This is a genomic window from Streptomyces sp. R11 (assembly GCF_041051905.1).
Lineage (GTDB): Bacteria > Actinomycetota > Actinomycetes > Streptomycetales > Streptomycetaceae > Streptomyces.
Genome location: NZ_CP163432.1, coordinates 3,055,827 through 3,079,867, shown reverse-complemented (window position 1 = coordinate 3,079,867; position 24,041 = coordinate 3,055,827). Strand labels below are relative to the sequence as shown.

Annotated in this window: 20 protein-coding genes and 2 tRNA genes; 18 read left to right on the top strand and 4 right to left on the bottom strand. The window is 71.1% G+C overall.

Features of this window, described 5'->3' with window-relative positions:
* Positions 1-54 precede the first annotated feature (54 nt).
* Positions 55-1,143: a hypothetical protein gene (locus AB5J55_RS14005; RefSeq protein WP_369270998.1), complete on the top strand. Its 1,089-nt coding sequence runs from the start codon at positions 55-57 to the stop codon at positions 1,141-1,143.
* A gap of 58 nt (positions 1,144-1,201) precedes the next feature.
* Here the strand turns inward: AB5J55_RS14005 and AB5J55_RS14000 are convergent, their stop codons facing one another.
* Complete coding sequence (locus AB5J55_RS14000) at positions 1,202-2,302, bottom strand: M48 family metallopeptidase (protein WP_369270997.1); 1,101 nt, start codon at positions 2,300-2,302, stop codon at positions 1,202-1,204.
* Positions 2,303-2,438: 136 nt separating this feature from the next.
* On the opposite strand from AB5J55_RS14000, the gene AB5J55_RS13995 reads away from it, so the two are divergent.
* The 8 genes from AB5J55_RS13995 to AB5J55_RS13960 all read left to right on the top strand — a co-directional run bounded on the left by AB5J55_RS13995 (position 2,439) and on the right by AB5J55_RS13960 (position 7,462).
* Positions 2,439-2,600 (top strand): hypothetical protein, encoded by a 162-nt coding sequence (locus AB5J55_RS13995; protein WP_328427687.1) that lies wholly within the window; start codon positions 2,439-2,441, stop codon positions 2,598-2,600.
* 131 nt (positions 2,601-2,731) lie between these two features.
* A complete protein-coding gene (locus AB5J55_RS13990) occupies positions 2,732-2,896 on the top strand; it encodes a hypothetical protein (protein ID WP_107119861.1) in 165 nt (54 codons plus the stop codon).
* A 79-nt stretch (positions 2,897-2,975) separates the two neighbouring features.
* The gene (gene nadD, locus AB5J55_RS13985) at positions 2,976-3,614 is read left to right on the top strand and encodes a nicotinate-nucleotide adenylyltransferase (protein WP_369270996.1); all 639 of its coding nucleotides are present in this window, start codon (positions 2,976-2,978) and stop codon (positions 3,612-3,614) included.
* A 25-nt stretch (positions 3,615-3,639) separates the two neighbouring features.
* Positions 3,640-5,349 (top strand): LytR C-terminal domain-containing protein, encoded by a 1,710-nt coding sequence (locus AB5J55_RS13980; protein ID WP_369270995.1) that lies wholly within the window; start codon positions 3,640-3,642, stop codon positions 5,347-5,349.
* A gap of 107 nt (positions 5,350-5,456) precedes the next feature.
* On the top strand, positions 5,457-5,903 hold the full coding sequence (rsfS, locus tag AB5J55_RS13975) for a ribosome silencing factor (protein WP_328881692.1): 447 nt from the start codon (positions 5,457-5,459) through the stop codon (positions 5,901-5,903).
* Complete coding sequence (locus AB5J55_RS13970; RefSeq protein WP_369270994.1) at positions 5,900-6,571, top strand: histidine phosphatase family protein; 672 nt, start codon at positions 5,900-5,902, stop codon at positions 6,569-6,571. Before rsfS ends, AB5J55_RS13970 begins: the two co-directional genes overlap by 4 nt.
* Before the next feature lie 145 nt (positions 6,572-6,716).
* A tRNA-Ala gene (locus AB5J55_RS13965) sits at positions 6,717-6,789 on the top strand.
* A gap of 439 nt (positions 6,790-7,228) precedes the next feature.
* A complete protein-coding gene (locus tag AB5J55_RS13960) occupies positions 7,229-7,462 on the top strand; it encodes a hypothetical protein (RefSeq protein WP_003976229.1) in 234 nt (77 codons plus the stop codon).
* Here the strand turns inward: AB5J55_RS13960 and AB5J55_RS13955 are convergent.
* The gene (locus tag AB5J55_RS13955) at positions 7,441-8,679 is read right to left on the bottom strand and encodes a glycosyltransferase 87 family protein (RefSeq protein ID WP_369270993.1); all 1,239 of its coding nucleotides are present in this window, start codon (positions 8,677-8,679) and stop codon (positions 7,441-7,443) included. The two genes, AB5J55_RS13960 and AB5J55_RS13955, sit on opposite strands and share 22 nt — an antisense overlap.
* Before the next feature lie 136 nt (positions 8,680-8,815).
* Here AB5J55_RS13955 and AB5J55_RS13950 point away from each other — a divergent pair.
* A tRNA-Ala gene (locus AB5J55_RS13950) sits at positions 8,816-8,888 on the top strand.
* A 114-nt stretch (positions 8,889-9,002) separates the two neighbouring features.
* Here the strand turns inward: AB5J55_RS13950 and AB5J55_RS13945 are convergent.
* Positions 9,003-10,613, bottom strand: coding sequence for an NADH-ubiquinone oxidoreductase-F iron-sulfur binding region domain-containing protein (locus AB5J55_RS13945; protein ID WP_369270992.1), 1,611 nt, complete (start codon positions 10,611-10,613; stop codon positions 9,003-9,005).
* Positions 10,610-11,887, bottom strand: a complete 1,278-nt coding sequence (locus AB5J55_RS13940; protein WP_369270991.1) for a cytochrome b/b6 domain-containing protein — start codon at positions 11,885-11,887, stop codon at positions 10,610-10,612. The genes AB5J55_RS13945 and AB5J55_RS13940 overlap by 4 nt, the downstream gene beginning before the upstream one ends.
* Before the next feature lie 586 nt (positions 11,888-12,473).
* Here AB5J55_RS13940 and leuS point away from each other — a divergent pair.
* The 8 genes from leuS to holA all read left to right on the top strand — a co-directional run bounded on the left by leuS (position 12,474) and on the right by holA (position 24,005).
* Positions 12,474-15,356, top strand: coding sequence for a leucine--tRNA ligase (leuS, locus tag AB5J55_RS13935; RefSeq protein ID WP_369270990.1), 2,883 nt, complete (start codon positions 12,474-12,476; stop codon positions 15,354-15,356).
* A gap of 225 nt (positions 15,357-15,581) precedes the next feature.
* Positions 15,582-16,373, top strand: coding sequence for a hypothetical protein (locus AB5J55_RS13930; RefSeq protein ID WP_369270989.1), 792 nt, complete (start codon positions 15,582-15,584; stop codon positions 16,371-16,373).
* A gap of 92 nt (positions 16,374-16,465) precedes the next feature.
* Complete coding sequence (locus tag AB5J55_RS13925) at positions 16,466-17,311, top strand: DegV family protein (RefSeq protein WP_369270988.1); 846 nt, start codon at positions 16,466-16,468, stop codon at positions 17,309-17,311.
* A gap of 119 nt (positions 17,312-17,430) precedes the next feature.
* Complete coding sequence (locus AB5J55_RS13920) at positions 17,431-18,765, top strand: helix-hairpin-helix domain-containing protein (protein WP_369270987.1); 1,335 nt, start codon at positions 17,431-17,433, stop codon at positions 18,763-18,765.
* The gene (locus AB5J55_RS13915; RefSeq protein WP_369270986.1) at positions 18,762-21,656 is read left to right on the top strand and encodes a ComEC/Rec2 family competence protein; all 2,895 of its coding nucleotides are present in this window, start codon (positions 18,762-18,764) and stop codon (positions 21,654-21,656) included. The genes AB5J55_RS13920 and AB5J55_RS13915 overlap by 4 nt, the downstream gene beginning before the upstream one ends.
* A complete protein-coding gene (locus tag AB5J55_RS13910; RefSeq protein WP_369270985.1) occupies positions 21,643-22,482 on the top strand; it encodes an arylamine N-acetyltransferase in 840 nt (279 codons plus the stop codon). Before AB5J55_RS13915 ends, AB5J55_RS13910 begins: the two co-directional genes overlap by 14 nt.
* A gap of 74 nt (positions 22,483-22,556) precedes the next feature.
* Positions 22,557-22,802: a hypothetical protein gene (locus tag AB5J55_RS13905; protein WP_369270984.1), complete on the top strand. Its 246-nt coding sequence runs from the start codon at positions 22,557-22,559 to the stop codon at positions 22,800-22,802.
* Positions 22,803-23,015: 213 nt separating this feature from the next.
* Entirely contained in the window at positions 23,016-24,005 is a 990-nt protein-coding gene (gene holA / locus AB5J55_RS13900; RefSeq protein ID WP_369270983.1) for a DNA polymerase III subunit delta, read from the top strand.
* Positions 24,006-24,041 lie beyond the last annotated feature (36 nt).

Sequence of the window (24,041 nt, the reverse complement as noted above, 5' to 3'; positions counted from 1 at the left end):
ACTTGTCGTGCAGCAGGGCGTTTACCTGAGCTCCCGGCGACCTACCCTGAAGATATGGGAGGGCCAGGAGACCCACCTGAGGGGACACCCGAGGGCGGCCCCGGAGGTGGCGAGGACGAGTACCGATCCGTCGTCTTCGACGAGTCGTTCGTCCGTGCTGCCCGCCTCCAGGAGTTCTCTGCGCAGGAGCGCATTGCCGACCACGCCCCGGCCGTGCGCCGCCGTGCACCACTGCGGCGCGGCCTGTCCCGGCAGGCACTGATCCTGGTCGTGTTGATCGCCGTGGCTTTCGGCACGGCCATCTACATGGGTGTACGGCACCCGTACCAGACGCCGGCGAACTCCGGACCGCCCGCCGAGCCGCTGCGCATGACCGTCATCCCGCTCGCCCCGGAGGGCAAGGTGCCCGGGGCGAGCGACACGGAGAATCTGTACGCGCGCAGCCCCGCCGCTCAGTTCCGCCTCGGTGCGGAGGGCATACCGCTGCCGGCCGCCCGCCGTACCGCGCACTTCTCGGACAGCCAGGTGACGAACGCGCTGAGCATCGCCAAGGACTACATCGTGCGCTCCTCGCTGTATCCCGAGGTGCTCACCGGTGAGCAGGTCCGTCCGGTGCGGGTGCTGCTCGATCCCGACCAGCTGGACCAGTTCGACCAGAGCTTCCGCCGGCCCGCCGCGGACGGGCGGCATGCGCCGACCGGGTGGCTCGTGCGCTTCGACCCCTCCCAGGCCGAGCTGGCGGATCGCAAGATCCGGGTGCAGGGGACGCTCCAGGCGGCGGAGACGGACTCGTCCACGCTGGAGGTCACGGCCGATCACACGTTCGTGTACGCGCTGCGGGCGGTGCAGGCGGGGTCCGGGGCCGGGGAGAAGGCGGCCGAGGCCTCGCTGTTCACCGTGCGGCGGGAGCTGCACTTCCGGTTCGACCGGGAGGACCTGCGGCTCCATCAGACACAGCTGGTCGTGTCCTACGTGCAGGCGGGGCCGCTGTCGTGCGCCGAGGACTCCACGAACCGGCTGCATCCGCTGCTGGCCGGGCAGACGGCGAAGGAAGGCGGCCCTGCGGGGACCGACCCCTACGCCACGGGTGGGGCGACGGCGCTGTGCGGGTCGCTGGCCACAGGGTCCCAGCCGAAGGTCTGAGCGCCGGGGGTCTTCACGCCCCCACCGCCCCTGCCCGTCCCGTACCGGACGCAGGCCGTCAGTTGTTGGCTGTGCCGTCCCCGCCCGTGTCGTCGCGCCTCGGCTCGTCCTTCGGGGGTGCGCTCGCGAAGCCGCCGAAGCCCCGCCGTACGCGGCCGCCCAGGTCGCCGGCGCCGCCCGCTATGTCCGTGACCAGCTTCATCAGGGGGTCCTTGGAGGACTTCACGTGGGTGGCGTAGTGGGAGGCGGACTCGCGGAAGGAGTCGGTGACCGAGGCGTCCTTGTCCTCGTCGCGGCGCGGGTAGTGGCCGTCCATGATCCGCTGGTAGTCGCGGGACTCGGCCCACTTCTTCAGCTCGGCCGCGCGGATCGTGGTGAAGGGGTGGGAGCGGGGCAGGACGTTCAGGATCTTCAGGACCGAGTCGCGCAGGTCGCCGCCCGCCTCGTACTCCTCGGCCTGCTTCAGGAACGCGTCCACGTTCATCTCGTGCAGATGGTGGCCGCCCGCGAGCTTCATCAGGCCGCGCATGGAGGACTGGAGGTCCTGGCCCACCAGCAGGCCGGCGCGGTCGGCGGAGAGCTCCGACTTGCGGAACCACTCGCGCAGCGCCGTCACGATGGCCATGATCGCGATGTTGCCCAGTGGGATCCAGGCGACCCGGACCGCCAGGGTGGTGAGGAAGAGGAGGATCGTGCGGTAGACCGAGTGGCCGGAGAGGGCGTGGCCCACCTCGTGGCCGACGACCGCCCGCATCTCCTCCTCGTCGAGCAACTCGACCAGGCCCGTCGTGACCACGATGATCGGCTCGTCCAGGCCGATGCACATCGCGTTCGGCACCGGGTCCTGGTTGACGTACATCGGCGGGACCTTCTCCAGGTCCAGGATGTAACACGCGTCCCGCAGCATGTCGTTGAGGTGCGCGAACTGCTGGTCCGAAACCCGCACCGAGTCGGACAGGAAGAGCAGCCGCAGACTGCGCTCGGGGAGCAGGCCGCTCAGGGCCTTGAAGACCGTGTCGAAGCCGCTGAGCTTGCGCAGGGCCACCAGGGCCGAGCGGTCCGCCGGGTGTTCGTACGCACGCGAGGAGATCCCCGGGAAACGCCTGCGCTGCCTGCTCGGTACGTTCTCGTGCCCGGTGTGCTCGTGGCCTTCGGACATGTCTTCCCCCATGTGCGTCTGGATGGCTCTCTGCGGCTCTTTGCGGAGCCTTGTTCCGCCCTTTGCGCCCCCGAAGCAGGGCCCAGCCTAGGCGGAGTTACCGTGGACGGGCACTACAGCGAAGGAGTTCCGCGTCATGGAGCACAATCCTCCGGCCACCTGGCTCACCGAGGCCGCAAGCGCGGCCGAGCAGCAGGGGGCGGGAAATCTGCTCCGGGTCGTACTGATCGTGATGGTCGTGGGCTGTGTGCTGACCGCGTGGTTCCTGTTGCGGGGCTACAGGCGGAATGACGACTGAGCCGCCGGGAAGGTTCCCCGCGGACCGTCGAAGGCGCCCCAACGGTGGAGTCGGCGTGATCGCCGTCATTGCGCCCGCTTACGATGGGCCGACATCTTTATCCCGCCCACACCCGATAGGTCACGCCGAAGATGAGCTTCCACAGCGCCGCTGCCCAGTTGGTCACCCTCGCCGCCGAGGGCGAGGAGCACGGTGGCAACCACAACAGCATCAGCCCGTGGCTGACCGGGGGTGGCGCCTTCGTCATCCTGCTGCTCCTGCTGTGGATCACCACCCGCTTCAACCGCGACCGCTGAGTCCCGGCCAGGTCCCTCCCGGTCCGGCCGACAGCTGCCCGGCCGGAGCCCCCAGGCGGGGCCGGTAGGGTCTGCACGCATGGGAGAGCAGGACATGCCTACCGGCCCCGGAAACGGCCCGTCGGACCGCGCCAAGCGCCGCCTCGGCGTCATGGGTGGAACGTTTGACCCGATCCACCACGGCCACCTCGTCGCGGCCAGTGAGGTCGCCGCGCAGTTCCACCTCGACGAGGTCGTGTTCGTGCCCACCGGCCAGCCGTGGCAGAAGAGCCACCGGCACGTCTCCCCGGCCGAGGACCGCTATCTGATGACGGTCATCGCCACGGCCGAGAACCCGCAGTTCTCCGTCAGCCGCATCGACATCGACCGCGGCGGCCCGACGTACACCGTGGACACCCTGCGCGACCTGCGTGCGCTCAACCCCGACACGGACCTGTTCTTCATCACCGGCGCCGACGCACTCGACCGGATCCTGACGTGGCGGGACTCGGAGGAGCTGTTCTCCCTCTCGCACTTCATCGGGGTCACCCGGCCCGGCCATCACCTCAACGACCCGGGGCTTCCGGAAGGCGGTGTCTCGTTGATCGAGGTTCCCGCGCTGGCCATCTCGTCCACCGATTGCCGCGCGAGAGTCGCAAAGGGAGACCCCATCTGGTATCTGGTGCCGGACGGAGTCGTGCGCTACATCGACAAGCGCGAGCTGTACCGCGGCGAGTGAGGCAGTGAGCCGAGAGGGGCTACCGGTGAACGACCGATACGACGCGGGGGCCGCGGGATACGAGGCCGACCAGTACGAACTGGTCGGCTACGACGAGTACGGCCAGCCGGTGTACCGACAGATCCCGCCGCAGCAACAGCAGCCCCAGCAGCAGTACGACCCTTACGCACAGCAGGGCTACGGCTACGACCCGTACGCGACCGGTCGGCAGCAGCAGGCGCCGCCGTACGACCCCTACGGGTCCGGCGACACCGGTCAACAGCCGCCCACGGCCGGCTACGACCCGTACGGCACCGGCACGCACCAGCAGCAGCATCACGGCGGCGCGCAGTCGGCGCCGTACGACCCGTACGGCCGTACCGCGACCAGCGGTCGGCAGCAGCGGGTCGCCGAGCAGACCGCCTACATCCCGCAGCAGGCCGGGCCGGTCGAGGAACCGGTGGCCCAGGGCCGCGGTGACGCGGACTACCGCACCGAACAGTTCGCCTTCGTCGAGGAGCCCGACCAGGACTCCGAGGACGTCATCGACTGGCTGAAGTTCACCGAGAACCGCACCGAGCGCCGCGAGGAGGCCCGGCGACGGGCACGCGCGCGTGTCATCGCCCTCGTGGTCGTGCTCGCCATCGCCGCGGCCGGCGGCGTCGGCTACCTCTGGTACGCCGGGAAGCTGCCCGGCCTCACGGCGTCGGACGAGAAGGCCGACACCGCGACGCCCGTGGGCGCCCAGAAGCGTGACGTGATCGTCGTCCATCTGCACAACACCAAGAGCGGCGGCACCTCCACGGCGCTGCTCGTCGACAACGCCACCACCCAGCAGGGCACCACCGTCCTGATGCCCAACTCCCTCGCCCTGACCGGCGACGACGGCAGTACGACCACTCTGGCCAAGTCGGTCGACGACGACGGCTCCTCCGGGACGCGCGACGCGATCGACACCGTCCTCGGGACCGAGATCCAGGGCACCTGGCGGCTGGACACCCCGTATCTGCAGAACCTCGTCGACCTGGTCGGCAACATCGAGGTCGACACCAACGCCGACGTGCCCGACCCGGACGCCAAGTCCAAGGGCGCCGCGCCCCTCGTCCGCAAGGGCAAGGCGCAGACCCTCAGCGGCAAGACGGCCGTCGCCTACGCCACCTACCAGGGCTCGGGCGAGGCGCAGAACGCCCAGCTGGAGCGGTTCGGGCAGGTCATGCAGGCCGTGCTGCGCAAGCTGACCTCGGACCCGCAGGGCGCGACCACCACCGTGCAGACGCTCGGGATGATCATCGAGCCGCCGCTGACCGACAAGGACCTCGGCGCCTTCCTCGCCAAGCTCGCCGACCTCGCCAAGGGCGGCGACTACAAGACGGCCATGCTGCCCGTCCAGACCGACGGCACACTGAGCGCACAGGCGAGCGCGAGCGTCGTCAAGGACGTCCTCGGCGGCACCGCCAAGAGCCCCGACAAGGACGCCGCGATCCGTGTGTCCGTCCGCAACGCCAGCGGCGTCAAGGACAACACCAACGCGGCCCGCGTGGTGCTGCTGAACGGCGGCTTCACCTTCCTGGAGGGCGGCACCGGGTCCACCGCGGCCACCTCCGAGGTCGTCTACGCCGACGCCGCCGACAAGGACGACGCCACCGAGGTCGCCAAGACCCTGGGGTTGTCCTCCGGATCGGTCAGCAAGGGCGAGGTGTCCGGGAACGCGGACGTCTCCGTGGTCCTCGGCCAGGACTACAAGCCGTCCTCCTAGCGGGCACGACACCCGGGGCACCCCACGTGAGCCGATAATCACGTGGGGTGCTGTCGGCGGTCCGTGAGACCCTTGACCTCAAGTGTCCGCCGACCGAAAGCCTTGTAGTGACCGCTACCGACCGTTCCCTCGAGCTCGTCAACACCGCCGCCCAGGCGGCCGCCGACAAGCTCGCGCACGACATCATCGCCTACGACGTCAGCGACGTGCTGTCGATCACGGACGCCTTCCTGCTGGCCTCCGCGCCCAACGACCGCCAGGTCAAGTCGATCGTCGACGAGATCGAGGAGCGGCTCCAGAAGGAGCTCGGCGTCAAGCCGGTGCGCCGCGAGGGCGACCGCGAGGCCCGCTGGGTGCTGCTCGACTACGTCGACATCGTCGTCCACGTCCAGCACAGCGAGGAGCGCGTCTTCTACGCCCTGGAGCGGCTGTGGAAGGACTGCCCCGAGCTGGAGCTGCCCGAGGACGCCAAGGCCACCCGCGGCAAGGCCGCCGAGCACGCGAAGCACCAGGCCGCCGAGGAGGCGGCCGAGCTGGGCGGTGAGTGGCGATGAGTGCCACCGGTGAGGTGGCCGCGGGCCGGCCCGGCAAGGGCCGCCGCGTCATCCTGTGGCGGCACGGCCAGACCTCCTGGAACGTGGAGCGCCGCTTCCAGGGCTCCACGGACGTCCCCCTCACCGAGGCCGGCATCTCCCAGGCCCGCCGCGCCGCCCGGCTGCTCGCGGGCCTCAAGCCCGACGCGATCATCGCCTCCGACCTTCAGCGCGCCGCACACACGGCCGCCGAGCTGGCCATGCTCACCGGCCTGGAGGTGATGCACGACGAGGCCCTGCGGGAGACCTACGCGGGCGTCTGGCAGGGGCTGACGCACGAGGAGATCCTCGCCCGGTACGGCGAGGAGTACGCGGCGTGGAAGCGCGGTGAGCCGGTGCGTCGCGGCGGCGGCGAGCTGGAGACCGAGGTCGCCGACCGCGCCGCGCCCGTGGTGCTTCGGCACGCCGAGAAGCTCCCGGAGGACGGCACGCTCGTCGTGGTCAGCCACGGCGGCACGATCCGTACGACCATCGGCCGCCTCCTCGGCCTGGAGCCCAGGCACTGGGAGAGCCTCGGCGGCCTGACCAACTGCTGCTGGTCCGTCCTGGGCGAGGGCGCCCGCGGCTGGCGTCTGCTGGAGCACAATGCCGGCACCCTGCCGGAGCCGGTGCTCGGCGACGACGACTGACGCCGAGGGCGACTGACGCCGGTGGTCCCGGCCGGGACGGCCCGGGACCCGGATTTCACTTTCCGGCAGGTCGCAGGCTAAAGTTCTTCTTGTTCGCCCCGCCGAGCGGGGCGAAAGACCACTGCGGTTCGTCCGCGTGGTGCAAGGGGCTATAGCTCAGTTGGTAGAGCGCCTGCATGGCATGCAGGAGGTCAGGAGTTCAATTCTCCTTAGCTCCACAGTGAGACAACAAGATCCCGCCGATCGCTTCGATCGGCGGGATCTTCTGGTATCCGAACTGTTCGGGTCCGGCTTGAGTCACTTGGGCCTCGCAGGCGTATACCTCTCAAGAGGCGCTTTGGGGTGCGTGTTCGCATGCTTCGTTCGGCCGCGGAGGCTGCCGTGTCCGGACTGGTACTGAGGCGTCGCTGACCGTATTGGTCCGGCCGTGGCAGAATCAAACGGCCGGAAGGGGGCGCGGCCCGACGGGAGGGAGTTGCGATGCCTGCGAGCATCCTCGGAGAGGCCGGTGGCCTCTTCGGAGCAGCGTTGGCACGGGATACCATCACCCGCCTCAGCTGCCCTTCCTGCGGCTCCGTCCACGTCGCCCAGCTCCTTGGGGACAACGGCGGAATTTCCTACGTGTGCACGGCCTGCGGCCACAGCTGGAGCTGATCGATGGGTGCACACAGGCGAAAGTGCGACTGGTGCGGCAGCGGAACGCCGATCGTCCGTGACATGGAACCGGTGAACCCCGACTACCAGTACTGGTGCGAGGAATGCGCGCGGGCGCTGATCATAAAAGGCGACCCGATCGAGACCTACCGTGAACTCGAGGGTGAGCCGATCTACGGCCGTCTCCTCGAAGAGCACTGCACGCTCAAGCGCTTCTATTCCTTCGTCACGGCTTGACCGGCCGTCACGGCCTGACCGCGGCCGGGGCCCCTGGGTGTCCTGAGGGCGACACCGGCGACCCCGGCGATCACGAGGAAGAGGCACCCGAACATCCCGTATAGGGCGGACATCATCAACTCGATGCCGTTTTGGTGCAGTTCGTTCCGTCCGGGGCCGTGTGGCACCCACCACAGCGCGTACGACGAGAAGGCCAGCAGCGTGCCGAGGGCGGCGAGCCGGTACGCGTGCGTGCCGAGGAGCAGGACCATCGGCACGCACCACACCCAGTGGTGCGACCAGGACACCGGGCTGACGAGCAGCGCCGTCACCGCGCAGACGGTCACCGCCCAGGCCCGCCCTCCGCGCAACTCCGCCGCCACCGCCACGCCGAGCCCTGTCGCGCCCGCTACGGCCGCCGTGAGGGCCCAGGCGGCCCCGGGGTCCGCAGTGTGCAGCAGACGCGCGAGAACGCCGCGCAGGGCCTGATTCGCGGTGTCCTCGGCGTGCCCCACGCGCCCGGCCGCGAAGACGACGCGGGTCCAGAAACGCCAGGAGTCGTACGGCAGTACAGCCGCGGCCGACAGGGTCGCCCCGGCGAACGAGGCGGCCGCCACGCGTGCGTGCCGCAGCCAGGGGCCGCCGTGGCCGTGCCGGCGCCGGGCCACGAGACCGGTGGCGAGCAGGAACACCGCGAACAGAGCCGGCGTCAGCTTCACGGCCGCCGCGAGCCCGATCCCGACGCCGGTCCAGCGGTCCTCCGGCCGGCGTGACAGATCCCACAGCACCAGGACGGCGAGCAGCAGGTTGATCTGCCCGTACCGCAGCGTCGTCCAGGCCGGCTCGCACCACACGGCCACCGCCGCGACCCACCAGACGCTCTCCACGCGCGCGTGCCCGACCAGGCGCAGGGACAGTCGTACGAACACCACGAGCAGTGCGAGGTTCCCGGCCGCGGCCAGGGTGCGCATCGTGACCGTGTCGATGAGCGGCAGCGGCGTGAACAGCAGGGCCGCGAACGGCGGGTAGGTGGCGGGCAGTCGGGCGGCCGTCGCCCGCAGGGCGTACAGGTCGCCTCCGGCGCGTACGGTCGCGCCCTGGGCCCGGTACACCATCAGGTCGATCATCGAGACGTGTGCGGCCCGCTGGGCCATCCAGAACGCGGCGAAGGAGACCAGGCAGGCACCCACGGCGACCGGCGCTCGGTGGCGGACTGCCCGGGGCGCGATCGCGGTCACGAAGTGCGACATTAGTGGCCGTACTGGGCCGGGTCGGAAACGATTTGGTGCTGCGCGAGGTCGACCGGTAATGTTGGCGTCGCCGCCGGGGAAACGGGCGCCGCAGTCAAGATGCGGCTCCGCCGGGTGGCCGCAAGGGGCTATAGCTCAGTTGGTAGAGCGCCTGCATGGCATGCAGGAGGTCAGGAGTTCAATTCTCCTTAGCTCCACAGCAGATCCCGCCGAATCGGTTCGATCCGGCGGGATCTTTTTGTGTGCTCCGCGCTGTGTGAACGGGGGGGCCGTCCGGTCCGGACGGCCCCCCTACGCGTACGTGCCCTGCCTCAGCGGCCCAGCGCCCGCCTCCCGCGGCCCTGGGAGAGGACCGGCAGGTTGCGGGACGACTCCTGCGCGCGGGTGTCCTCCTCCAGGCGCAGGGCGAGGGCCGGGCAACGGCGCACCGCGCGCAGGGCCTTGGCCTCGGCGTAGCGAGGCACCTTCGCCTGGGCGACGGTGGGGAAGCCGTCGGCGCCCAGTTGGAAGACCTCAGGGAGGATGTCCGCGCACAGGCCGTGGCCGCGGCACAGCGTCCAGTCGACGTAGATCTTCTGGCGGCTGGGACCGTTCTCCTCCGACTCGCCGCCGCCCGGGATGCCCGACGGAGCCCGGCCTCCCTCGAAGAGCGGCAGAACGCCCTCCACGGGCCGTCCGCAGCCGTTGCCGAGGACATGCGCCGCGAGGTCGTCCGTGAACGCCTTGATGGTCGACTCCAGGAACATCGCGGAGCCGTCGGGGTGCGAGCACGCGCCGCGCCGCTTCACGTTCTTGGCGACCTGCTTGAGTGCCTCCAGGGCGGCCGGACCACCGCCGTTGAGGATGTCCTCCAGACCGCGCGCGGCGGCCGGCAGACCGAGGTAGCAGGGGCCGCACTGGCCCGCGCTCTCCTCCGCCAGCCACTGGGCCACCCGCAGCGACTCGCCCAGCGGGCAGGTCTCCTGAGTGATCGGCAGGATCGCGCCGGCGCCGAGCGCACCGCCCACCGCGTCCAGGGAGTTGCGCGAGACGATCGTCTCGTTGACCGTCGCCGCGTCGATCCACTTGCCGTGGTAGCCGCCGGTCAGCACGCCCTGCGGGACCGGCGGGGCGCCGGCGAGCTGGAGGACGTAGCGCAGCGGCACGCCCGTGGGGACCTCGATGACCATCGGGCGGGCGACCGCGCCGGAGACCGTGAGCATGACGGTGCCCGGCTCGTCGTACAGGCCGGTGTTGCCGTAGCGCTCCGGGCCGATGCGGGCGGCGATGGCCAGCTGGGCGAATGTCTCGGCGTTGGACAGCAGGGTGGGGGCGCCGCCCACGCCGTTCTGCGAGGCGCTGACCTTGCGGCCGGCCGGGATCGCCGGGCCGCCGTCGATGGAGCGGATCACGGAGGCGGCGGCGCCGGTGACCATGCGCACCGGGTTGCGCTGGACGAACGCGCGTAGCGCGGACCGACGGCTGTTGCTGAGTCCGCGTTCGACGAGGGCCGCCTCCATGGAGCGCTGGGTGGACTCCCGGGTGACCGCGATCACGAGCGTGCGGGCACCCAGGGCCTCGGCGCACAGCAGCGCCCCGTCCAGGATGAGATGGGGGGCACGGTTGATCATCACCGTGTCCTTGCGGCAGGCCGGTTCGTCCTCACTGCCGTTGACCACGACGACCGGCCGTACCCCGCGCTTGATCGCGGACTCGGCGACCGCGCGCAGCTTCTTGTGGAAGGGGAAGCCCGCGCCGCCGCGGCCCTTCAGGTTGATGTTCTCGGCGAGCTTGGCGAGTTGCTCGCCGCCCATCGGTTCGAGCGGCCCGTGCACCTTCAGGTGCATGGGCAGATCAAGTCTTTCGACAAGGTCGAAGCCCGACGTGAGCTGCGGAAGTCCGACTACGCGGACTTCTGGTACGTCGGGCAGGGCCTCGTTCACTTAAAGCCTCCGGAAGGCGTGTTCCAAGGTTCGCCCGAACCCGGTGCGTCGAAGTCGTAGTTGGCACCGGGGAAAGTTTCAGTGGCGGGACCGCTGTTGTTGTACGTGTCGTTCTGGTTGTACGTACCGAAGACGGCGTTTGTCTCAGCGGTGTCGTACACATCACTCGAACCGTAGCCCGAAGCCCCCGAGTCGTAGCCCGGGGTGCCCGAATTGCCGTAGACGGGGATGTTGTATCCGGTGTCGTTGAGCGGGTCATAGGCCGACGGGGGCGCCTCTCCGACCGGCGGTGGGGACGGGATCGGCCAGCTGCCCGAGGTGCTGCCGCCGCCGTCGACACGCGGGATCGCCTCCGTCGGCTGCATGTCCAGGGGCAGGTCCATGCGTGACGTCTGGTCGGGCGCATAGGGCTGCTGTTGCCCCCGGGAGCGGGGTGAGACGGCGCGATAGGCGGCGGCGAAGCCCGCACCGGGCGCCTGCGCCGGGGGAGCCTGGTACAGGGGATCGGAAGAGGGCGTTGCCCGGGGTTGGGATCCCGTCGTCGGGTCGGCCCGCCTCGACCGCCTCCCCCTTCCGCCGTAGCCGGGCAGCGAGGACTCCGACGACCGGGCCCTGCTCGCGTCCAGTTCCTCGCGGCCCGCGGGCTCGCCGTTGCCGATGAGCTGGGCGATCCGGTCGGCGACCTTGCGCTTGTACGGGCGCGGTGCCGCCCGCAGGGCGAGTGCGGCGGCAACCGCGACGACGCACAGCTCGTAGCACACCATGAAAAACGTCTTCGCCGGGCGGCCCGCGAACAGTCCGTGGATCAGTGCCGCGCACCAGGCCGGGTAGGCCAGCATGTGCATCGCCCGCCAGCGCGCCGCGACCGGCGCGGGCGACGCGAAGCGGTTGCGCAGCGCGCCGGTGACGCCGACGAAGATCATGAGCATGGCGGCCAAGGTGCCCAGGCCGATGAGGAAGGCGCTGCCCGGGATCTCGCTGCCGCCGGCGAACAGCAGGCCGAAGGGGATGAACACGGCAATCGGGCTGGCGTGCTCCAGCGCCAGCTTGACACCGATGTGCACCAGGAGGAAGGCGATCGACGCCACAGCGGTCACTCGGTGGACGGCCTGTGCGATGAGCCGCTGCCGGGTGTTGAGGATCATCCGGTCCTGGGCGACGAGCCCCCAGATCACCGAGCAGGTGAGGCAGACCAGGGACAGCACGCCGGCGCCGAAGTTGAGGAACTCCAAGAAGGCGTCGTCCGCCACGCTGTCGTTCGGATCCGTCGTCACGGCATTCCTCCCGAAAACGCGATGAGGGGTATGGGCGACCGAGTGTCAGCGACCGACGCCCCCCGGCCCGGGAGGTCCGGCCTGGGGGGCGGGCTGCTGTGGGGACGAGGGTTCATGGGGGCAACTCCGAACGGTTCGGGAAGGCGGTCCCGTTGCCGCACTCTAAGTGGCTCCATACCAGGGGGTACGGCGTTTGAGTTATTGCGTTGTTATCTACGGGCTGCGAGGGGCTTGTGTTGTCCCTTAGCGACTGTTACGCCAGGTAACAGTTGAGTGTTGTTCAACTTTTCGAGCTCTTCACAACTCTCAGGTACGGAACTCGGGGCGCCGATGTTCACGCGCGCCCCCTATAAGAAGCCCCTCGCGCCCCCCGCCGGAAGTCCGTCGCGACCCGCTCGGGCGCTGCGGTACCCTGACGCCATGCGTGCCGTACGCCTTCTGCTTAGCGGGCCGCGCTGATCAGTCCCGACCACCGGGCGAATCGGATGGTCGGAATCGGCGCGGCGTCCCCTCCTGTGCGAGGGGATTTTTCGTTTCCGGAGAACCGCAGCCGCTTGCAGAGACGATCGATGGAGCTTTGAGGATCATGAGCGAGACGAACCCCGCTGCCACCGCCGAGGTGGCCGCGCCGCACCGCTACACGGCCGCCATGGCGGCCGAGATCGAGGCACGCTGGCAGGACTTCTGGGACGTCGAGGGCACGTACGCGGCGCCGAACCCCAAGGGTGACCTGGCGGGCGACCCCGAGCTGGTCGCCAAGCCCAAGAAGTTCATCATGGACATGTTCCCGTACCCCTCCGGAGCGGGCCTGCACGTCGGTCACCCGCTGGGCTACATCGCCACCGACGTCTTCGCGCGCTTCCAGCGCATGACCGGCCACAACGTCCTGCACACCCTGGGCTTCGACGCCTTCGGCCTGCCCGCCGAGCAGTACGCCGTGCAGACCGGCACGCACCCGCGTGTGTCCACCGAGGCCAACATCAAGAACATGCAGAGCCAGCTGCGCCGGCTGGGTCTGGGCCACGACAAGCGCCGGTCGTTCGCCACGATCGACCCGGACTACTACAAGTGGACCCAGTGGATCTTCCTGCAGATCTTCAACTCCTGGTATGACGACGAGGCGAAGAAGGCCCGTCCGATCTCCGAGCTGATCGCCCTGTTCGAGTCGGGCGAGCGTGCCGTACCGGGCGCTGACGGCTCCACGCGCGCGTGGAGCGAGCTGAGCGTCGCCGAGCGCGCGGACGTCCTGGGCGAGTACCGCCTGGCGTACGCCTCCGACGCGCCGGTCAACTGGTGCCCCGGCCTGGGCACTGTGCTGGCCAACGAGGAGGTCACCGCCGACGGTCGCTCCGAGCGCGGCAACTTCCCGGTCTTCAAGGCCAAGCTGCGCCAGTGGAACATGCGGATCACCGCCTACGCCGACCGGCTGCTGGACGACCTGGACGAGCTGGACTGGCCCGAGGCCATCAAGCTGCAGCAGCGCAACTGGATCGGCCGCTCCGAGGGCGCCCGCGTCGACTTCCCCATCGACGGCGAGAACATCACGGTCTTCACGACCCGCCCCGACACCCTGTTCGGCGCGAGCTACATGGTGCTGGCGCCCGAGCACCCGCTGGTCGAGAAGTTCACCCCGGACGCCTGGCCCGAGGGCACCCACGACGTCTGGACCGGCGGCCACGCGACCCCGGCCGAGGCCGTCGCCGCCTACCGCGCGCAGGCCGCCTCCAAGTCCGACGTCGAGCGCCAGGCCGAGGCCAAGGACAAGACCGGCGTCTTCATCGGCTCGTACGCGACCAACCCGGTCAACGGCGAGCAGGTCCCGGTCTTCATCGCCGACTACGTCCTGATGGGCTACGGCACCGGCGCGATCATGGCCGTTCCGGCGGGTGACCAGCGCGACTTCGAGTTCGCGCGCGCCTTCGAGCTGCCGATCGTCTGCATCGTCGAGCCGACCGACGGGCGGGGCACGGACACCTCGACCTGGGAGGACGCCTTCGGGTCGTACGACGCGAAGATCATCAACTCCTCCAACGACGACATCTCCCTGGACGGCCTCGGCGTCGCCGAGGCCAAGGCGCGCATCACCGAGTGGCTGGAGCGGTCCGGTGTCGGCGAGGGCACGGTCAACTTCCGGCTGCGCGACTGGCTGTTCAGCCGCCAGCGCTACTGGGGTGAGCCCTTCCCGATCGTCTACGACGAGGACGGCATCGCCCACGCGCTGCCCGAGTCGATGCTGCCGCTGGAGCTGCCCGAGGTCGAGGACTACTCGCCGCGCACCTTCGACCCGGACGACGCCGACACCCAGCCCGAGACGCCGCTGTCGCGCAACGAGGACTGGGTCAACGTCACGCTGGACCTGGGCGACGGTCCGAAGCGCTACCGGCGTGAGACCAACACCATGCCCAACTGGGCCGGTTCCTGCTGGTACGAGCTGCGCTACCTGGACCCGCACAACAGCGAGAAGCTGGTCGACCCCGAGATCGAGCAGTACTGGATGGGTCCGCGCGAGGGCCGGCCGCACGGCGGCGTCGACCTGTACGTCGGCGGCGCCGAGCACGCCGTGCTGCACCTGCTGTACGCGCGCTTCTGGTCCAAGGTCCTGTTCGACCTGGGATACGTCTCCTCCGCGGAGCCGTTCCACAAGCTGTTCAACCAGGGCATGATCCAGGCCTACGTGTACCGCGACAGCCGCGGCATCGCGGTGCCGGCCGCCGAGGTGGAGGAGCGCGACGGCGCCTACTACTACCAGGGCGAGAAGGTCTCCCGGCTGCTGGGCAAGATGGGCAAGTCCCTGAAGAACGCGGTCACTCCGGACGAGATCTGCGCCGAGTACGGCGCCGACACGCTGCGTCTGTACGAGATGGCGATGGGCCCGCTGGACGTGTCCCGGCCGTGGGACACGCGCGCGGTGGTGGGCCAGTTCCGGCTGCTGCAGCGGCTGTGGCGCAACGTCGTCGACGAGACGACCGGTGCCGTGACCGTGGCGGACGCCGAGCCCGACGAGGACACGCTGCGTGCGCTGCACAAGGCGATCGACGGGGTGCGCGGGGACCTGGAGGGCATGCGGTTCAACACCGCCATTGCCAAGGTCACGGAGCTGAACAACCACCTGACGAAGGCGGGCGGCGCGGTACCGCGCTCGGTCGCCGAGTCGCTGGTGCTGATGGCCGCGCCGCTGGCCCCGCACATCGCCGAGGAGCTGTGGCGCAAGCTGGGGCACACCGACTCGGTGGTGCACCGGGACTTCCCGGTCGCCGACCCGGCGTACGTCGTCGACGAGACCGTGACCTGCGTCGTGCAGATCAAGGGCAAGGTCAAGGCCCGCCTGGAGGTCTCGCCGGCGATCTCCGACGAGGAACTGGAGAAGGTCGCGCTGTCCGACGAGAAGGTCGTGGCGGCGCTGGACGGGGCCGGGATCCGCAAGGTGATCGTGCGGGCGCCGAAGCTGGTGAACATCGTTCCGGCGTAGCCGTAGCCGTAGCCGTAGCCGTAGCCGTAGCCGCAGGTGTAGGCGTGCACGCGCAGGCGCCTCGGCATTGGCGCGGCGATTCGGCGGTTCGGCCGGGTCTGATGTGGGCTCGGGGTGATCCCCTACGGGCAGGTTCGGGGTTCTTCTGGAACTCCGGGCCTGCCTGCTGCGTTTACCGTTGAAGAGTGACGCGGTGTGTGCCGCGACCGGTCGGAGGAGGAGCTCGTGGAAGCAGTGATCGCAGTCGTCGCCCTGCTTTTCGTGCTCTTCGTGGTGCTCGGCGCGTACGCCACGGTGAAGGTGGTCGGGGCCGCAAAGCGCCGCGTGGACGAGACCATCACCCATGCCCGGCGCACCGTCGAGGACGGCACCCTGCGGGCCAAGTCCTTCGCCCAGCCGGGCGTGGCCGGCGAGCTCGCCCAGCTGCGGCTGAAGCTGCGCACCTCCATGAGGGCCACCCAGGACGCGCTGCACGCGGGCGTGACGGAGGACGAGTCTCTCAAGGAGTCCCTCGGCCTCTTCCAGCGCCTCAGCGCGCACGGGCACGAACTGGACGCCGAGATGCGGCGCCTGGAGTCCGAGCCGGACCGCGCGACCCTCGCCGAGCGGCTGCCCGACCTGCGCGAGCGCACCGAGCGCGTCGTCAAGTCGGCGGACGCGCTGCGCTGGGCCGCCCGCGACCGGGCCCGCCGCTTCGCCGCCGACGACCTGGACACCCTCAGCGCGCAGATCGACCTGGAGGCCGGCGCCCTGCGGCACTGGCAGACGACGGAGTCCTCCTCCTCGGCCTCTTCTCCTTCCTCCTCGTCGACGCCGCCGTCGGAACGTTTGTCCTCCACGCCGCCCCCGTGGCCGGAGGCCCCGGCCGGCGAGGGCGCCGCGACGGCCGAGCAGACCTGGCCGGACACCCCTCAGTCGCAGCGGGCCGAGGAGCCGCCCCGGCCCGCCATCAGCCCGGCAGCCCCACGCCCTACGTACCCCTGGCAGAAGAAACCCCGTCCCGAGAGCACGACTTGAGGCCGGGCGGGCCCGCACTGATCGGTCAAGGCATTCCCCGGTGAGCGGGGTCGGACTGCCGCCCGGGCGCTACGCCAGGTAACCTCCAGCTCATGTCCCGCCATGTCGCGATCGTCACCGATTCAACGGCCTACCTGCCGCAGCGGACGATGGAGCGCCACGACATCACAGCGGTGCCCCTGACGGTGGTCGTCGGCGGTCAGGCATTGGACGAGGGCACCGAGATCTCGACCCGATCCCTCGCCCAGGCGTTGCAGAAGCGACGCCCGGTCACCACCTCGCGCCCCAGCCCGCAGGTCTTCGCGGAGCACTACCGCAAGGTCGCCGAGTCCGGCGCCACCGGCATCGTCTCCCTGCACCTGTCCGCCGAGCTCTCCGGCACCTACGACGCGGCCGTCCTCGCGGCGCGCGAGGCGCCGGTGCCGGTGCGGGTGGTGGACACCGGCATGGTCGCCATGGCGCTGGGCTTCTGCGCCCTTGCGGCGGCCGAGGCAGCGGAGACGGGCGGCACGGTGGATGAGGCCGTCACCGCCGCGGAAAAGCGGGCCGGGGCCACGGCCGCCTACTTCTACGTCGACACCCTCGACTACCTGCGCCGCGGCGGCCGCATCGGCGCCGCACAGGCGCTGTTGGGCTCCGCGCTCGCGGTGAAGCCGCTGCTGCAGTTGGAGGGCGGCAGGATCGGTCCGCTGGAGAAGGTACGGACGGCCTCCAAGGCGATCGCCCGCCTCGAGGAGATCGCGGCCGATCGGGCAGGCAGCGCGCAGGTCGACATCGCGGTCCACCATCTCGCCGCCCCCGACCGGGCGTCGGCGCTGGCGGACCGTTTGCGGGCGCGGGTGCCGGGGCTGGCCGATCTGCATGTGAGTGAGGTCGGGGCGGTAATCGGGGCACATACAGGGCCTGGGTTGTTGGGGGTTGTCGTTTCGCCGCGATGACGGCCCTTTTGGCGAGTGAGTCACTCGTGTGGGTGGCGGAGTTATCCACAACTTGCCGGTAATCCCCGGGTATTGAGCAAGATCATCGCGAGTGTGCCGAGGTGTCCGATCCTCGTCGCATGGCACTTCGATCACGTACACGCACCACGACGGCAACCAGCGGCCCGGGCCGCGGCCCTCACTCCGACGTCCGTGCCCGCCGACGGCGACACATGCACGCCCCGGGGCGGGCACGGCCGCGCCATGCGTCCGCGCGAGCGGCGGAGGATCTGCGGCGCAGGGCGGAGGTGATCTTCGCCGAACGGGCCGGGGAGTGGGGGGAGTCGGGGGCGAGGCCGCCGGTGGGCGGGGGCGCGTGTGAGGGGGCTGCTTGGCGTGCGGGGCGTGGGCCTGGGCCTGGGGAGCCGGCGGCGGACCTGGGGGGTGCGCTGCGGGTTGGAGGGGTGACGGGTCCGGATGTCCCGGGGGCTGATGGGCTGCTGGGATCCGATGGCCGGCGCGCTGATGGGCTGCGGGGCACCGATGTCCCGGGCGTTGAGGGGCCGCGCGGTGTTGATGTCCCGCGTGCCGAGGGGCTGCTGGGCTCCGATGTTCCGCGCGGCGATGGGGCGCCGGGCGCGGACGTGCCGTATGCCGGTGCGGGCGAGGCGGGTGGTGGCGCAGGTGCTGTCGTGAGTGACGGGACTGGTGGTGCGGGTGGTGCCGGTGCCGGTGCCGCAGAGTGGCGGGCGCGGGCCGGGCTGGCTCTGCGGGAGCGGATGCCGGTGTGGTTGCAGGCGAGGTGTGGGCTGGAGCGGCGGAGTGTGGTTGCGCTCACCGTGGTGCTCGTCCTCGCTGCCGGGTTCGCGGTACAGCACTTCTGGGACGGGCGGGCGCGGTCCGTGCGGGCTCCGGAGGTGGTGCGGACGGCGGCCTCGTACGGCGGAGAGTCGCAGGGAGGACAGCGGCAGGGAGGGGCGAGCGGGTCGGGTACCCCCGCGGCCGTCGGTGCGTCCGGTGCCGGGGCCACGGCGACGGCCGAGATCGTCGTGGACGTCAGCGGCAAGTTGCGCGAACCGGGCATCCACCGCCTGCCCGCAGGCTCGCGGGTCGCCGACGCCCTGCGCGCGGCTGGTGGGGTGCGCCCCGGCACGAAGACCGACAGCCTCAACCGGGCTCGGTTCCTGGTGGACGGCGAGCAGGTGATCGTCGGCGGTCCGGCCGCCGTTGCCGGGCCCGCTCCGGGCACGGGCGGTGCGGCGGTCGCGGGGGCGGCACCCAGTGCGCCGGTCGCCCTCAACACAGCCACCGTGGACCAACTCGACACCCTCCCGGGCGTCGGCCCGGTCCTGGCCCAGCACATCATCGACTACCGCACCCAGCACGGCGGCTTCCGCTCGGTGGACGAGCTGCGCGAGGTCAACGGCATCGGTGACCGCCGTTTCGCCGATCTACGGAATCTCGTGCGGCCATGACTCACAACGTCCGGTCGACCGACCTCGCGCCCTCCCGCGCCGCCGTCCACGCCGCGTCCGGCAGCCGGCTCGGCGCCTCCCACCCCCGTCAGGAAGGACCGACGGACCTCCGACTCGTCCCGCCCGCGCTCGCCGCCTGGGCGACGGCGGCACTGATGCTGGGGGCCCCAGAGGGGCGGGCGGTCGGGGCGGCGGTTGTCTGTCTGCTTGCGGCAGGCGTACTGCTGGTCGTGGGGCGAGGCTGGGGCGTTGCAGGCCGACCTCCCAGTGGCGGGGGCGTTGAAGTCGGGCGCACCAATGGCAGGGTCGTCGAAAGCGAGCTTTCCGACGGCGGGGGTGGCGAAGGCCGTGCGGCCAGGCGAGGGCGTCTGATCGAGGCGGACCATCGGACCGAGCCGGACCACCGGACCGAGCCTGGGCGGATGACCGAATCCGAGCATCCGGTCGAGCCCGAACATCCGCCCAGGCGTCCGGGGCGCCCGACAGACTGCCGGCACCGGCCCGGACCCGGTCCGGATTCCCCACCCTGGCACCCCACCCGACCGCACAGGCCGAGCACCGCACCCACGCGCATCAGCCGGCCGCGAGCCTCGGTCGCCGCCGTGCTGCTCTGTGTCGCCGCGGCCGCCGTCTCCGCCGGGCTGCACGGGGCCGACCTGCGGCGTGGGCCGGTGCCCGAGCTGGCGCGGGAGTACGCCACCGTGACCGCCGAGGTAGAGGTCACCTCCGATCCCCGGCTCACCCGGCCCCGGGTGAGGGGGAATCACATGGCGCCGACCTCCGTGCTGATCAATGCGGATGTACGACGAGTCGAGGACGCTGACGGCGCGGCGGTGGTGACACGGGCGCCGGTGCTGATGATCGTCGACGCGGGGTGGGGGTCGTCCGGTGAGGACGAAGGGGCGTCGCAGGCCTCCGGTGCCGGGCGTTCTCCTTGGCTGGAGTTGCTCCCCTCCACCCGGCTGCGGGTGACCGCGCGGTTCGCGCCCGCCCTCGCGGACGGGGACCGGGTGGCGGCCGTGCTGCGGGTGAGGGACCCGGCGGTGCCGGAGGTCGTGGGGGAGCCGTCGGGGGCGCAGCGGCTGGCGGGGCGGTTGCGGGCAGGGCTGCGGGAGGCGACCGACAGTTTGCCGGCGGATGCGCGGGCGCTGCTGCCGGGGCTGGTCGTGGGGGACACCTCACGGATCACACCGGAGCTGGACGAGGCGTTCAAGGAGACCGACCTAGCGCACACGCTCGCCGTCTCCGGCAGCAACCTCACGATCATCCTCGCCCTGCTCATCGGCCCGCCGGGCCTGGCTCAGCTCGCCGAGCGCCGTGGCCTCGCGCCCCGCCTCGGCATCTCCCTGCGGACGACCGCGCTGCTCGGCGGGGCGCTCACCCTGGCGTTCGTCGTCGTGTGCCGGCCGGATCCGAGCGTGCTGCGGGCCGCGGCCTGCGGAGCCGTCTCGCTGCTCGCCCTGGCGACCGGACGCCGCAGGACTCTGATCCCGGCGCTGGCGACGGCCGTACTGCTGCTGGTGCTGTACGACCCGTGGCTGGCCCGCAGTTACGGCTTCCTGCTCTCCGTCCTGGCCACGGGTGCCCTGCTCACCCTCGCGCCCCGCTGGAGCGCGGCGTTGCGACGGCGCGGGGTGCCGCCGAGGTTGGCCGAGGCACTGGCGGCCGCGGCTGCCGCGCAGGCGCTGTGTGCTCCGGTCGTGGCGGTGCTGTCGGCTCGGGTGAGCCTGGTGGCGGTGCCGTGCAATCTGCTCGCGGAGTTCGCGATCGCACCGGCCACGGTGCTGGGTTTCGCGGCACTGGCGACGGCGCCGTTGGCGATGCCGGTGGCCAAGGTGCTGGCCTGGTGCGCGGGTTGGCCGACCGGCTGGATCGCGGAAGTCGCCCGGACCGGCGCCGCGCTGCCCGGCGCGGGAGTGGACTGGCCCGGCAACTGGACCGGGGCGGCGCTGCTCGCCCTCGCCACGGTGGTCGCCCTGCTTGCCGGTCGGCGGCTCCTGCGGCACCCCTGGTGGTGCGGCGTCTGCGGGGCGCTGCTCCTGCTGGTGGTGGTGCAGCCGCCGCCGCTGACCAGGGTGGTCACGGGGTGGCCGCCGCCAGGGTGGCGGTTCGCGATGTGCGATGTGGGGCAGGGCGACGCGACGGTGCTCGCGGCGGGCGAGGGGACGGGCGTGGTCGTGGACGCCGGCCCCGATCCGACGCTGGTCGACCGGTGCCTGCGCACGCTGGGGATCACCAGGATTCCGCTCGTCGTGCTCACCCACTTCCACGCCGACCACGTGGCGGGCCTGCCCGGCGTCCTGCGCGGTCGCGCGGTGGGCGCGATCGAGACGACAGAGCACGAAGAGCCTGTGGACCAGGTGGAGTTCGTGCGGAGGGAGGCGGCCGCCCGGGGTGTTCCCGTGACGCGGGCCGCCGCCGGGGAGGAGCGGCGTACCGGAGACTTGAGCTGGCAGGTGGTCTGGCCGCCGCCCTCCCACCCGTCACTCCCGGCCATGGGCCCGGAGGGTCCGAACGACGCCAGTGTCACTCTGCTCGTCCGGTCGGCCGGCCTGCGGGTCCTGCTGCTCGGGGATCTCGAACCCCCGGCCCAGCGGGCGCTGTTGAGATCGCCGGCGGGGGCGCTGCTGGGCGGCGTGGACGTGCTCAAGGTGGCCCATCACGGCTCGGCGTACCAGGACCCGGAGCTCATACGCCGGGCGGCGCCCAGGCTGGCGTTGATCAGCTGTGGCGAGGACAACCCTTACGGCCACCCCGCGCCCAGCACCCTCGCGGCGCTGCGGGCGCAGGGAGCCGTGGTGCTGCGGACGGACGAGGACGGGGCGCTGGCGGTCGCGGGTACGGGCGCGGAGTTGCGGGTGGCGGGAGACTGGGGGCATGGATTCCGTTGAGGTTGATGCCTATCTCCGCCGCCTGGGGGTCGAGCACCCCGCCTGGCCCACCGTGGACCTGCTGCGCGAGCTGCATCTGCGCCATCTGCAGACCGTGCCCTTCGAGAACCTCTCGATCCACCTCGGCGAGGAGATCGTCCTGGAGGAGAAGCGACTGCTGGACAAGGTGGTGGGGGCGCGACGGGGTGGGTTCTGCTACGAACTGAACGGGGCGTTCGGGGCGTTGCTCGCCGCCCTGGGTTTCGATGTGACGCTGCTCGCGGGGCGGGTCCATGTGAAGGAGGAGGAGGTCGGGATTCCCTACGACCACATGGCGCTGAAGGTGCGGACGGTGGACGGGGGCGCGTGGCTGGCGGACGTCGGCTTCGGGGCGCACAGCCACTATCCGCTGGCGTTCGAGGAGCGGGGTGAGCAGGTGGATCCGGCGGGTGTGTTCCGGATCGTCGAGGCAGGGCCGGACGCGGCGGGGGTGCGCGGCGGGGCCGACGCGGAGGAGGCGGCGGACCTGGAGGTCGTCATGGACGGCAGGGCGGAGTACCGGCTGGAGCGGCGGCCGCGGGCGCTCGGCGACTTCGTGGCCGGGGCGTGGTGGCACAGCACCTCGCCGGGTTCGCACTTCACGCAGTCGCTGGTGTGTTCGCGGGTGACGAAGGAAGGCGGGCGGATCACCCTCAGCGGCCGCACCTTCAAGACGACGGCGGCCGACGGGACGCGTGAGGAGCGAAAGTTGGGGACGGACGAGGAGGTGCTGGAGGTGTACCGGGAGCGGTTCGGGATCGAGCTGGACCGGGTGCCGACGGTACGGAAGCCCAACCGGGACGGCTGATCCGGCAGGGGGCTCGGTCTGGGCGAGCGGACCCGGCGCACGGTCGTCTCCCGTCGGTGCCCGAGAATTGCTCCGTGAGCGATGTGAGACATGTGCTGGTGCTGCCTGATCGTGACGCGGCGGAGGAGGTCGCGGGCGCGCTCGGGGACCGGTTCGGGACCGATGAGGAGCCGCGGCTGGTGCGGGACGCGCTGGCCGGGGAGGACGATGCCGAGGACGCGCAGTGGTTGGTGGTGCTGCGGGACGAGGCGGGGCGGCTCGATCCGGGTGAGCTGGATGAGTTCGTGGGGGAGTGGGACGGGTGGCGGGAGGAGCCGTAGCCGCAACCGGAGTGACCGACCTGACCGGCACCCTGTCCCCGGGCGAAACGGCTTCCCGTCCCCGGCCTGACCGGCACTCTGTCCCCGGCCTGCCCGGCATCCTGTTCCCCGGCCGAACCGGCTTCCGGTCCTCGACCTCCGACCTGACCGGCACCTGGCCCCCGACAGTCTCGTCGGCGGCCACTGTCAGTGGCCCGTGCCATCCTTGTCGCGATGGCCAGGAAATCTGCGAATGACGACCTCCTCTCCCCCGTGACCCTCGCCGTGGGGCAGGAGGAGCTGCTGCTCGACCGTGCCGTGCGGGAGGTGGTGGTGGCCGCCCGGGCCGCTGATGCCGATACGGATGTGCGGGATCTGACTCCGGAGCAGTTGCAGCCGGGCACGTTGGCCGAGCTGACCAGTCCGTCGCTGTTCGCGGAGCGCAAGGTCGTGGTCGTGCGCAATGCGCAGGATCTGTCGGCCGACACGATCAAGGACGTGACGGCGTATCTGGGCGCACCGGCCGAGGAGATCACCCTGGTGCTGCTGCACGCCGGGCAGGCGAAGGGCAAGAAGCTGCTCGATGCCGCGCGGAAGGCGGGGGCGCGGGAGGTGGCGTGTCCGAAGATGACCAAGCCGGCGGACCGGCTGGCGTTCGTCAGGCAGGAGTTCCGGGCGACCGGGCGGTCCGCGACGCCCGAGGCCTGTCAGGCGCTCGTCGATGCCATCGGCAGTGATCTGCGGGAGCTGGCGTCCGCGGTGAGTCAGCTGGTCGCCGATGTCGAGGGGACCATCGACGAGGCGGTGGTCGGGCGGTACTACACCGGTCGCGCCGAGGCGTCGAGCTTCACCGTCGCCGACCGTGCGGTCGAGGGGCGGGCCGCGGAGGCGCTGGAGGCGCTGCGCTGGTCGCTGGCGACAGGCGTGGCGCCCGTCCTGATCACCAGTGCGCTCGCCCAGGGCGTCAGGGCCATCGGAAAGCTTTCCTCGGCCCGGGGCGGCCGTCCCGCCGACCTGGCGCGGGAGCTCGGCATGCCGCCCTGGAAGATCGACCGCGTCCGCCAGCAGATGCGGGGGTGGACGCCCGACGGAGTGGCGCTGGCGTTGCGCGCGGTGGCCGAGGCGGACGCCGGTGTGAAGGGCGGCGGGGACGACCCGGAGTACGCCTTGGAGAAGGCGGTCGTGACGATCGCGCGGGCCGCTCGGTCCAGAGGGCGAGGCTAGGGACGAGAGAGGAGAATGGGTCGTATCGTCCGTATA